This window comes from Lentzea pudingi (assembly GCF_014646255.1).
Lineage (GTDB): Bacteria > Actinomycetota > Actinomycetes > Mycobacteriales > Pseudonocardiaceae > Lentzea > Lentzea pudingi.
The window spans coordinates 17,357-29,204 of sequence record NZ_BMNC01000009.1 but is presented as its reverse complement, the minus strand read 5'-3'; the positions used below and the strand labels follow the sequence as shown (position 1 = coordinate 29,204).

The window sequence follows — 11,848 nt, the reverse complement described above, 5'->3', positions numbered from 1 at the left end:
CCTTTGTCCCCAGGGGAAAACCTGGGTACAAAGGCGGTTCTCGTTCGCTTCACTGTGGTGATGGGGGAAGAAAGAGCACGCAGGATCGCAGCACGGGCGCATAGAGGAGAGCTTCGGTACGACGGCGAGTTGTTCCTGGACCACCTGGAACGGGCTGCCGGTGTCGTGGAGGACCATGTCGTGCGGCAGGCGGTGTGGTTGCACGCCGTCCCCGTGTCCGTGGAGGACCTCGTGCGTGAGGGCATTTCCTCGCGGGTGCTTCAAGTGGTGCAGGCGTTCAGGTCGTGCTCGGCCTCTGCTCGGGTGATGCGAGATGTGGCGTCGGTGCGTGCGGCGTTGCAGGCGGACCACCGCTTCGTCGCGCCCAAGGGGGATGCAGACCCCCTTGCCGGGCACGGGTACCAGATCCAGTGCGCGATCGGTGGACTGCGCGACCAGTCGAGCGACCTCGGCACACCGGCGGTGGCCGCGATGGTCGAACACTGGTGGGAATCCAGCGACGACTGGACCGCGAGTGTCGCGGTGTACGCGGCACGCGGCGCGGGCCTGCTGGACCGGGAACGGTTGCTGCGCAAGGTGGCTGACGGCGCACCTGGCACCACGGCCGCGATCGCGGTGCTGAGTGGCGAGGGTGACGAACGGGAGGCAGAGGTCCTGCGCGCGGTCCTGCTCAGGCAGGGGGAGGACTGGCACTGGGCACGTCTCGCCGCGTCCGCCAGGCTGGCCGAGATCGGCGGACCTGGGACACCGGAGTGGGTGCTCGGCCACCCAATGGGCGTGCCCTGGCGTTACGACCGGGCGTGGTTGCACCGCAACGCCGAACGACTGACGCCTCTGCTGATCGAGGCGCTGCCCGATCCTCTCTGGTGGCACGAGGCCTCGGTCGCGCTGGCCTCGCTGCGGGCGGCCGAGGCGGTCGGACCGCTCTGCGAGAGCGTGCACACGGCCGAAGAGCCGGTCCGGCAGATCGAGGCCCTGGGCACGATCGGGTCGCCCGAGGCGGGGCCGACGCTGGAAGCGCTGTGCGAGCACGAGAGCGAGGACGTGCGTGCCGCCGCTCTGCAGGCACTCGGCCACACCGGGGGTGCCGACGTGGTGGCGGTGGCGCTGAAAGCGTGCGACGACCCGTACGCGTGGGTGCGGTATCGGGCGATCCAGCTGCTCACCCGGCATGCCGACGAACGCGCGGTGACGACGTTGATCCGCCTCTCCGACACCGATCACGCGGCTCTGGCGGCGGACGCGCTGGCTCGCATCGGCGATCCTCGCGCGCTGCCGGTGCTGTGGAACCTCTTCGCGCACCACCACGACAGGGCAGTGCGCCACGCGGCGGGACGTGGACTGGCCCGCATCGAGGGCGAGCAGTGGGGGGTCTCGATGAGCGATCCGCACGTGGCCCGCGCGTACATGTGGCTGGTCGGGTACAAACCGGAGTGGAGCCGTGGTCCCCTGGAGGACGGAACCAAGCATTCCGACGCGATGGTCCGGGTTCGTGCTGCAGAAGCCTTCGGCAGGCTGCGCGATCCCGCGGGCGTCGAGCACGTCCGTCCACTGCTCACGGATCCCGACTCGCGGGTGCGAGCGGCTGCCCGGTCGGTGATCGGTTTCCTGGAGGGCTTGACCTTGCCCTAGGGTCAAGGTTCGAGGGTAGGGGCATGGACAACGACTTCATCGCCCGGACCGCTCGTCACTTCGACATCCCCGGCGCCGCCGCCGGCGTCTTCCACGCCGGCCGGGAGCACCACTTCTCCCACGGTGTGACCAGCGTCGAGAACCCCTTGCCGGTCAACGAGGACACGCTCTTCCTGCTCGGCTCGATCACCAAGACCTACACCGCCACCGCGATCATGCGCCTGGTCGCCCAGGGCAGGGTGTCGCTGGACGCCTCGGTGCACGAGTACGTGCCGGAGCTCGAACTGGCCGACGGGCGGTCGTTCACCGTGCGGCAGCTGCTGAACCACACGTCCGGGCTCGACTGGGGCACGCTGGTGGACACCGGCGAGGGCGACGACTCGCTGCGCCGGCACGTCGAGGGGCTCGCCGAGCTGAAGCTGATCGGGGCGACAGGGGAGCGGCCGTCCTACAGCCAGTCCGGGTTCAACCTGGCCGGGCGGATCATCGAGAACGTCACCGGGCAGACCTACGAGCAGGCGATCGCGGCGTTGCTGCTGGAGCCGCTCGGGCTCGGCAACACGCACTTCGACCGGGACGCGGTGATGACCCGCCGGTTCGCCGTCGGGCACGAGAAGGGTGAGGTCGCGCGGCCGTGGAGGCATTGGCGGGCCAACAACCCCGGTGGCGGGATCGCGACCTCCATCGCGGATCTCCTCGCGTGGGCGCGGTTCCACCTCGGTGACGGGGACGGCATCGACTTCTCCGAGATGCGGAGGCCCACGGCGGCGTTGCGCGGCAGCAACCTCGGTGACGCGATCGGCGTCGGGTGGTTCCTGCGCACGATCGACGGGGTGGCGGCCATCGGGCACGGCGGGTCGTCCAACGGGCAGTTCGCCGAACTGCTGATCGTGCCGTCGCTCGGGTTCGCGGTGGTGTCGGTCGCGAACCAGGGGCCGGACGGGATCCCGTTCAACCAGGCGGTGGTGCGGCAGGCGCTCGCGCACTTCGCCGGACTGGTGGACCGCGACCCAGAGCCGTTGCCGTACAACGCTTCCGACGCCGACGAGGTGGCCGGCGGGTACGACAACGACGCGATGGTCATGACCATCGACGACACCGGGTCGGGGCTGGTGCTGGAGGTGCTGATCCGGCCGGAGATCCGCGCGGCCGCGGAGTCGGACCTGCCGGCCGACCACGCGCCGTTCCCGATGGCGCTGCTGCCGCGCGACGAGTACATGATCACGGCCGGGGCGTTCACCGGGCAGCGCGGGTTCTTCACGCGCGACGCAGACGGTGTGATCGTCGGGGTCGATCTCGCTGGACGGATGTTCGGTCGCGTCTAGAGCGCCGCCATCCTTTCCCACGCAGGTGAGGTGGCGCCGGCGGCGGACAGGGCCAGCGCGGTGACCTCCGGATCGGCAGTCGGGGCGGCGGGCCTGCGGGACAGCCAGTCCGCCGCCCGCCGCGCCAGGTCCGGCAGCCGCGGATCGTCGACGGGGAGGTCGAACGCCTCGTCGTAGGCCAGGTAGATCCGCCGGAACTCGGGATCGGCCAGCGACTCGGCCTTGTCCGCGAGCCAGACCGCCGCCTCCCGAGGCGCCACGGCCTGCATCAGCACCCACACCTCGCGTTCCATCCGGACGCCCCGCTCGCTGACTCCCATGTCCCGCAACAGGTCCAGCATCGCGGCGGCCTCCGGGGAGACCAGCAGCGCGTTGCCCGAACGCAGCCCCAGCACCCGTTCGCGGGCCAGCCGGATCTTCTCCTCGCGGCGGCGCAACGCCTCTTCGATCTCCTTGATCGCCGCGGCGAACTCCTCCTCGTCCGCCACGAGCAGGTCCTTCACGCGGGCGAGGGGAACACCGGCCTCGGCGAGCGTGCGGATCTTGACCAGTGCGATCGCGTCCTGGGCGGTGTAGCGGCGGTAACCGGAGTGGTCGCGCTCGGGCTCGGGCAGCAGGCCCACCTTGTGGTAGTGCCGCACCGCCTTGATCGTCACGCCCGCGTACCGGGCGACCTGGCCGATCGTGATCACCCTTGCATGATGCCCTACAACGTGCGCAGGAACGCCGGGCCGCCCTCCTCGGCGTTGAGTCCCTTCTCCACGAACGCGATGTTGTGGTGGAAGGAGATCCCGCTGATGTTGCGCTCCAGGTAGGTGCCCTCGCCGCGCGGATCGCCCACCTCGGCCCGGTTCAGGCCGTCCACAAAGGACTTGAGCAGGCCCATCGAGGTGGCGGGGGTCGCGTCGGGGTGTCCGCCCCAGCTCGGCCAGTACGAGGTCTGCAGGTCCTCCACGACGTAGAGACCGCCCGCGCGGACATGGGGGAACAGGGCGTGGAACGACGTGCGCACGTGCTCGTTCAGGTGGCTGCCGTCGTCGATGACCACGTCGAACGGGCCGAGCTCGCGGCCCAGCCGGTCGAGGAACCCGGCGTCGGACTGGTCACCCCGCACGGTCGTGATGCGCGGGCCGGTGACGTTCTTGCGCGCGATGTCCAGGCCGTGGATCAGGCCGCGCTGGAAGTACCGCTGCCACATGCGCAGCGAGGCGCCGCCGCTGTCCGGGTCGTCGTAGCCGCCGATGCCGATCTCCAGCACCTTCACCGGCTCGGTGCGCAGGCGGGCGAAGTGGCGTTCGTAGTGCTGCGTGTACCAGTGCAGGTCGCCCCACTTGTCCGAGCCGAACTCGACGGCCAGCTCACCCAGGTCGCGCCGCACCGGCTTCAGGGCGGACAGGAGCTCCTGGACGGACTGCGCCAGGCCCTTGCGGCTGTGGAACCAGCCGGCCATGCCGTGCTCGTCGAGGTCGGGGTTCGGCGTGGTGACGGCGAGGCTCGGCCACGGGCGGGCGTCGGTGCCGTAGAGGCCGCGGACGGCGTCGGCGAGGTCGAGCGTGACCACCACGCCGGCGTCGGTGCGCAGGTGGGAGGTGGTGTGACCGTCGAAGCGGAGGTCGAGGCGGACGTCGTGCTCGCCGATCTCGCGGAGGACCTCGGCGATGACGGCTCCGGGGGTCAGCCCGCGGAGGGTGGAGTCCAGCAGGTCACGGCCGGCGGTCGCGGCCTGCAGCAGCGGAGCGAGAACCGTCCACCTGGCGGTGTCCACCACGGAGTCCCCTTCGTCCGGCTCGAGTCCGACTTGAGCCTGTCCGTTTTACGATCGACTGTATGGGGATCCGACGGGTGTTCTGCATGATCTTGGCCGTAGTCCTGGTCGTGTCGGTTGCCGGACCGGCACAAGCGGGAGAGCGGCAGTTGTTGTTCTACAACCACGCGTGGGGCACGTTCGACCGTGCCACCGCCGACGCGGTGGAGCACTCGCGCTACCTCAGGGAGTTCGCGGACTTCGAGGTGCGCACCACGACCGGCGCCGACGGCAAGGTGTGGACGGGGCGCTACCTGCGAGGCAGGGAGACCTACCTGGAGGTGTTCGGGCTCGGGGACGTGCCGGGCCAGGACGGTGAGCTGGGCGCCGCCGGTCTCGGGCTCTCCACCGAGCGCGACGGTGACATCGAGAAGCTCAAGGTCCGCCTGCGTGCCGCGGGGGAGAAGCCGATCGACTTCCTGCAGACCCGCGACTTCGGCGACGGCAAGCCCGTGCCGTGGTTCGACTCGCTGTTCCTGGTCGAGAAGTACGAGCGGTTCGGCGCCTGGGCGATGGAGTACCGCGACGAGTACATGGACGACCCGCGCAGCAAGGTGGGACCCGCGAGGTTCCCCGGCGACGTGACCCGCGAGCGGTACCTGCCGGACGCGTACCAGGACAAGCTGATGCGCGACATCACCTTCATCCGCCTCGCCGTCACCCCATCGGACCTCGCGGACACCCTGCCGCTGCTGCGCGCCGGCGGGTTCTCGCTGTGGACCGAGGACGGCTCGGTCACGGCCACCCGCGGCGGCACCACGATGCGGTTCGACGAGGCGCCGCTCGGGCGGACCGGGCTCGAGCGGGTCGAGTTCGCACTGAACCGCGTGGTCGGGCGACACGTCGAGAAGCTGGGCACGTCCACGCTGGTGGTGGGTCCGGGCAAGCGCGCGGTCTGGACTTTCTGACACCCTAGTCCGTACGGATCAACGAACGGGGTGGTCGGCGGGTGTCGCTGGTCGGGCGGGATCGGGAACGGGAGCGGCTGGCCGCGCTGGCGGGCTCCGGCGGGTCGTTGCTCGTCATCGGCGAGCCCGGCGTGGGCAAGTCGGCGTTGCTCGCCTGCCTCGACGGCCACCGGGTCGTCGGTGTCGAGGCCGAGCAGGACCTGCCCTACGCCGGACTGCACCAGGTCCTGCACCCGTTCCTCGACCTGTCCGCGCTGCCCGGTGTGCGGCGGGTCGCGCTGGAGGTCGTCTTCGGACTCTCCGACGGTGACGTGCCGCCCGTGCACCTGGTGGGGCTCGCCGCGCTCGATGTGCTCGACGCGGCCCGGGCCGTCGTGCTGGTCGACGACGCGCACTGGCTCGACCAGGCGAGCCTGGACGTCCTCGGGTTCGTGGCCCGCCGCCTGTCCGCAAGCACGCTGGTGGTGGCCGCGAGGACGCCGGTGTTCGCCGGGGTGCCCGTGCTCTCTCTGGAACCGCTGGCGGCCGCCGAGTCGTCGCGGGTGCTCGATGCCGCCGCGCCCGGCCTGGATCCCGAACGCCGGTCGTGGGTGCTCGCGCAGGCGGCCGGAAACCCGCTGGCGTTGACCGAGCTCCCGTTCGGCGGCGGTTCCCTGGAGGAGACGTTCGCCGCGCGTGCCTCGGCCCTGCCCGCCGAGGTGCGGTCGGCGTTGCTCGTGCTGGCCCTCGGCGGCGAGTCTCCCGTGGACCTCGCGCCCGCGGTCGAGGCCAGGCTGGTGGACTCCGGCGGCGCCTTTCGGCACCCGTTGATCAGGTCGGCGATCGTGCGCGCGGCCGACGTCTCGGAAGTGCGCGACACCCACCGCCGTCTCGCCTTCGTGACCGGTGAGCCGGACCGCCGCGCGTGGCACCTGGCGGGCGCGGCGACCGGGGCCGACGAGAACGTGGCCTGCCTGCTGGAGAAGACGGCCGGCCGGGCGTTGCGACGCGGTGGCGCGGCCAGTGCGGTGAGCGCGCTGGAACGGGCCGCTGAGCTGGGGGAAGCCGGTCAGCGGGCCCGGAGGTTGTTGCGGGCGGCCGAACTGTCGACCGAGGCGGGACGGCGGGACGACGTCGAACGGATCCTGCTCGACGTGCGCGGCCTCGACCTCACCCCGCGCGAGCGCGCGCTCGTGACGTGGTTGCCCACGGCGTTCGACGACGGCGTGGGCGTGGCGGGGCCGGGCGAGTTGGTCGGGCTGGCCGAGTCCGTGGTGGCCGGCGGCGACGTCGAACTGGGCCTGCGGATCTTCTGGAGCGTCGCGATGCGGTGCTTCTGGGTCGAGCCCGGGGCCGCCACCCGGGAACGGATCGCCGCGGTGGCGCGGACGTTGCCGATCGACCCGCGTGATCCGCGCATGCTGGCGATGACGGCCTACGTGTGCCCGGTGCGGCAGGGCGATGCGGTGGTGGCGGGGCTGCGGGAGGCTCGGGGGAAGCGCGACGACCCCGCCACCCTCCGGCTGCTCGGCAGCGCCGCCCTCCAGGTGGGCGCGTTCGCCGACTCCGTGCGCTTCTCCCTTGCCGCCCAACGGGGTTTCCGGGCGCAGGGACAGTTCGGGCTCCTCGCCAGGGCCCTCGCCGTCGAGGCCTGGAGCCGCACCCGCCTGGGCGACGTGGCCGCCGCCGAACCGGTGGCCGAGGAGGCCGCCCGCCTCGCCGAGGAGACCGGCCAGCCGTACATGCTCGGCCTGGCCACGGCCGTGCTGGCGGAGATCGCCGCCCTGCACGGAGAGCACGAGCGGTCCGCCGAGCTCGCCGCGGACGCCGAACGGATCGGCCTGGCCGCCGGTGCGCGGCCGGTGCTCGCCACCGTCCAGCTGGCCAGGAGCCTGGCCGCGCTGGGAGAGGGCCGCTACGCCGACGCGTTCGCCGCCGCGCGCCGCGTTCACGACCCGGCCGACCCCGCCCACCAGCTGGCCCTGCGGCGGTACGTGCTGCCCGAACTGGTCGAGGCCGCGACCCGCAGCGGCCACGCCGACGAGGCGCGCAAGATCGTCGAGGAGCTCGACGCCGCCACTGCTTCGCCCGCGCTGGCGTCCGGCCTGAGGTACGCCCGGGCCCTCCTGGCGGCGGACGACCACGCCGAAGCGCTGTTCGAGACGGCTCTCGACGCGGACAGCTCGCCGTGGGACCGCGCACGGGTGCAGCTCGCGTTCGGCGCGTGGTTGCGCAGGCAGCGGCGGGCAGCCCAGGCCCGGCCGCACCTCAAGGCGGCCGCGGAGGCGTTCGAGGCGTTCGGCACGAGGGACTGGGCGGAACGCGCTCGCGAGGAGCTGCGGGCGTCCGGTGAGTCGCGGGGTGGCAACGGCGAGCTGACCGAGCACGAGCTGACGATCGCGCGGATGGCGGCGGACGGGCTGACCAACAAGGAGATCGGGGAGCGGCTGCACCTGTCGCACCGCACGGTCAGCACCCACCTGCACCGGATCTTCCCCAAGCTCGGGGTCACGGCTCGGGCCGAACTGCGCGACGCCCTGGCGGAGTGACGTACCCGATCACCGTCACCTGACGCTCGCGACGCCCAGGTCACCGCCCCTACGGTCGATGCCATGATCAGCAGGCGACAGTTCTCCCAGGCAGTGGCCGTGGCGGGCCTCGCGGCACCCCTCGTGACCACCGCGACCGCGCACGCCTCCACGCCGTCCTGGGGCCCGGTCAAGCAGGTCCGGGCCGGCCTGCTCGACATCGGTTACGTGGAGATCGGCCCGGCCGACGGCCCGGTCACGATCCTGCTGCACGGCTGGCCCTACGACGTCCACAGCTACGTCGACGTGGCACCGGCCCTGGCCGCACGAGGCCAGCGCGTCCTCATCCCGTACCTGCGTGGCTACGGTCCCACCCGCTTCCTGCACGCGCGCACGATGCGCAACGGCCAGCAGTCCGCCCTCGCCGCCGACGTCATCGCGTTCATGGACGCGCTGAAGATCCGCAAGGCGACCGTCGCCGGGTTCGACTGGGGTGCGCGGACTGCGTGCATCACCGCCGCACTCTGGCCCGAACGCGTCAAGGCGCTCGTGTCGGTCAGCGGCTACCTCGTCGTCAACCTCCAGCAGAACCAGGAACCGCTGTCCCCTCAGGCGGAACTCGGCTGGTGGTACCAGTACTACTTCGCGACCGACCGGGGTGTGAAGGGGTACGAGCAGAACTCCTACGAGTTCAACAAGCTCATCTGGAAGCTGGCCTCGCCCCAGTGGAACTTCGACGAGGCCACCTACGCCCAGAGCGCGACGGCCTGGAAGAACCCCGACCACGTCGCCATCGTCATCCACAACTACCGCTGGCGCCTGCAGCTCGCGCAGGGCGAGCACCGCTACGACGGGCTCGAGCGAAAGCTGCAGGCCAAGCCGGTGATCAGCGTTCCGACGATCACGATCGCCAGCGACTTCGACGGGCCGAACAAGGACGGCATGGCGTACCGCAAGCAGTTCAGCGGACGCTACGAGCACCGGATCCTCGACGGCATCGGGCACAACGTCCCGCAGGAGGCCCCGGAGGCGTTCACCAAGGCCGTGCTCGACATCAGCTCGGGGGCGTGAGGATCCCGCCCGCGGTCGTGCGGATGCGCAGCGACGAAGCCCGCGCGTCCCGCACGATCCGGTCGACGTCGTAGGCCACGAGGCGGCCGCCGCGCTTGACGATCCGGCCGTCCGAGAACACCGTGTCCACGTTGGCCGCGGTCGCCGCCTGCACCAGCGTCGTCTCGAACAACCCGCCCGGTGCGAGGTTGATGTCGTTGGCACGCACGAGGATCACGTCCGCGCGCTTGCCCACGGTGATCGACCCGGTGACGTCGCCGAGGCCCAGCGCGCGGGCGCCGTTCAGGGTCGCCATCTCCAGCACGTCGCGGAACCCGACCTCGGGCAGACCGGCGGAAGGCGTTCCTGCCCAGGGGATGCCGGTGTTCCAGACGAGCCGCATCGCCTCGAACATGTCCGACGGCGCGATGGACGTGGCGTCCGACGACAGCGACACCGGCACCCCGACCCGGCGGAACCGCAGCAGCGCGTCCCGCGGATCACCCGCGGCGCCGAGCCGGAACTCCGAGTGCGGCGACCACGACAGCGGCGTCCCGGTCCGCGCCATGATCTCCATGTCGCTGTCCAGCGCCGTGACGTAGTGGCACAGCAACGTCTGGGGACCGAGCCAGCCGCGGCGTTCGTAGTCGGCCGCGTCCACGATCCGCGGTGGCGACTGACCGGCGTGGATCGCGACCGGCAGACCGCGTCCCACCACGCCCTCCATGTCCGCGAAGAACGCCGGCTCCGCGCTCTGCGACAACCCGCGCACGCACACGCCGAGGTGCACCAGGCCGTCGAACGCCGTGCCGCCCGCGAAGTACTGCTGCCGCACCCGATCCACGTCCGTCAGGTCCATCGGCACGTCCCGTGGCATCTGGTCGACGTGGCCGTACGAGAAGCGGGCGCGCAACAAGCCATCGCGGTGCGCGCGCAGTTCGGCGTCGGCGTGCGCGGGGGAGCGGGTGTTGTTGGACCAGTTGTGGACGGTCGTCACGCCCGCGTTCGCCAGTTCGGCGAGTCCGAGCAGGACGCTGCGGTAGACGTCCGCGGCCTCGTACAGCGTGGAGGTCGCCCGTTTCGCCGCGAAGTACGGGAAGCCGTCGGCCACGAAGTTGCGGCCCAGCGCGCTCCACATGTGGTGGTGGGTGTTGACGAAACCGGGCATCACGATCATGCCGGTCGCGTCGACCACCTTCGCGCCGCGGGCGTCCAGGTCACGACCGACGGCGGCGATCCTGCCGTCGTCGATCAGGACGTCCGCGCGGGGCAGCACCCCGAGAGCTTTGTCGACGGTGACAACGGCACCGTCGCGGATCAGATGACGGCCGCGGCGTGTGTGCTCGGTGTCCGCGCTCGCGACGCCGGTGGTGGCGCCCACGGCCAGTGCGACGCCCACGGATTTCGCGAGCGTCCGGCGGGTGATCATGCGACCTCCAGGAGACGGGGGTGGCCGCCATGCTCGCCGACGCCTCCGCCGCCTGTCACCGCCGTGGAACGCCTGCTGCGCCGCCTGGCTCAGCGCGCCTGGTCCAGTGGACGCAGGTACTTCAGCGAGTTCGCGGTGAGGGCGTCGATCTGCGGCCGTGCGGCCTCCAGCCGGGTGGCCTCACCGGACTGGCGGTGGATGATCTCGTCCACGTTGGACGCCTGCACCAGCAGTCCGGGTGCGACGAACCAGCCCTCCGGCAGGCTCCGGCCGCTCTTGGCGTGCTGGGCGAGCATCCACCCGGCCACCGCGCCCTTGAGGAAGTGCTCGGCGGAGATCGTCGCGAACAGATGGCCCTCCTTGACGCCCTGCAGCGCCTTCGGGTCGATGCTGAACGCCGCGGCCAGCCACGTCGCGTTCTTCTCCGCGTGCACGGTCGCGAGGTTGATCGCGTCGACGTCACCGGCGCCGAGCAACGCGAGGGCGTCCTGGTTCGCGTCGGCCAGCCGCTGCCACGTGGCGAGGTTCGTCGTGAGGTCGCGCCCGGTGTCGAGCGGGCCGATGACCTGCAGCTTCGGCAGCCGTTCCGCGAGCCGGGCCCGCATCCCCAGCGCCCGCCGGTCGAGCGCGGGCATGCCGGGGGAGTTGCTGCCGATCACGACCTTGCCCGCGGCGTCCGGGGGCAACCGGTCGGCCGTCGCGTCCGCGAGCACCTTGCCCAGCTCGAAGCCGTCGTTCTCGATCATGAGCTTGACGCCGCTGCCCGGCGCGACCTGGCCGCCCGCGACCGCCATCACCGGGATGCCCTGCCCGATCACCTGGGCCACCGGCTCGGCCATGAGCTCCGGCGCCACCGCCGACACCCCGATGCCGCCCTTGGCGCGGGTCGCCAGGTCCCTCAGCAGCTCGACCTGCTTGAGACCGTCGTGCGTGTCCGGTCCGGTGACCTCCGCCCGGACACCACCCGCGATCGACACGCCCGCCTGGAAACCCTCGCTCATCTCGCGGGAGAAGTCGCGGCTGGTGTTCTGCGCCAGGAACCCGATTGTGGGCGGGTCATCGGACGTCTGCGCCGCTCCGCATCCGCTCACCCCCGTCACCGCGAGCAAAACCGCAGGCAGGACGGCACGGACAGCGCGGACCATGGAGAAGCCCCATCAGTTGGTCGAGGAAAGCGGTCAAGGTTAGTGCAC

The 11,848-nt window shown here is 71.5% G+C and carries 9 protein-coding genes; 5 read left to right on the top strand and 4 right to left on the bottom strand.

The genetic code is table 11. The features are described 5' to 3' along the window. Window positions 1-60: 60 nt before the first annotated feature. Both IEY88_RS28025 and IEY88_RS28020 read left to right on the top strand, forming a co-directional pair. A complete protein-coding gene (locus tag IEY88_RS28025; protein WP_189157868.1) occupies window positions 61-1,632 on the top strand; it encodes a HEAT repeat domain-containing protein in 1,572 nt (523 codons plus the stop codon). Between the two features lie 23 nt (window positions 1,633-1,655). Beyond that, on the top strand, window positions 1,656-2,957 hold the full coding sequence (locus tag IEY88_RS28020) for a serine hydrolase domain-containing protein (protein WP_189157867.1): 1,302 nt from the start codon (window positions 1,656-1,658) through the stop codon (window positions 2,955-2,957). On the opposite strand, the gene IEY88_RS28015 is transcribed toward IEY88_RS28020, so the two are convergent. Continuing rightward, the gene (locus IEY88_RS28015; protein ID WP_189157866.1) at window positions 2,954-3,649 is read right to left on the bottom strand and encodes a MerR family transcriptional regulator; all 696 of its coding nucleotides are present in this window, start codon (window positions 3,647-3,649) and stop codon (window positions 2,954-2,956) included. The genes IEY88_RS28020 and IEY88_RS28015 overlap by 4 nt on opposite strands. 14 nt (window positions 3,650-3,663) lie before the next feature. After that, the gene (locus IEY88_RS28010) at window positions 3,664-4,722 is read right to left on the bottom strand and encodes a class I SAM-dependent methyltransferase (RefSeq protein WP_189157865.1); all 1,059 of its coding nucleotides are present in this window, start codon (window positions 4,720-4,722) and stop codon (window positions 3,664-3,666) included. Window positions 4,723-4,784: 62 nt separating this feature from the next. Between IEY88_RS28010 and IEY88_RS28005 the strand changes: the two genes are divergently transcribed. The 3 genes from IEY88_RS28005 (at window position 4,785) to IEY88_RS27995 (ending at window position 9,247) form a co-directional block, all read left to right on the top strand. Then, entirely contained in the window at window positions 4,785-5,669 is an 885-nt protein-coding gene (locus IEY88_RS28005; RefSeq protein ID WP_229693833.1) for a DUF5829 family protein, read from the top strand. 41 nt (window positions 5,670-5,710) lie between these two features. Next, window positions 5,711-8,197 (top strand): helix-turn-helix transcriptional regulator, encoded by a 2,487-nt coding sequence (locus IEY88_RS28000; protein WP_189157864.1) that lies wholly within the window; start codon window positions 5,711-5,713, stop codon window positions 8,195-8,197. 63 nt (window positions 8,198-8,260) lie between these two features. Further along, complete coding sequence (locus IEY88_RS27995) at window positions 8,261-9,247, top strand: alpha/beta fold hydrolase (RefSeq protein WP_189157863.1); 987 nt, start codon at window positions 8,261-8,263, stop codon at window positions 9,245-9,247. On the opposite strand, the gene IEY88_RS27990 is transcribed toward IEY88_RS27995, so the two are convergent. Then, a complete protein-coding gene (locus tag IEY88_RS27990; protein ID WP_189157862.1) occupies window positions 9,231-10,655 on the bottom strand; it encodes an amidohydrolase family protein in 1,425 nt (474 codons plus the stop codon). The genes IEY88_RS27995 and IEY88_RS27990 overlap by 17 nt on opposite strands. 89 nt (window positions 10,656-10,744) lie before the next feature. Further along, window positions 10,745-11,746, bottom strand: coding sequence for a sugar ABC transporter substrate-binding protein (locus tag IEY88_RS27985; protein WP_189157861.1), 1,002 nt, complete (start codon window positions 11,744-11,746; stop codon window positions 10,745-10,747). Between the last annotated feature and the right edge of the window lie 102 nt (window positions 11,747-11,848).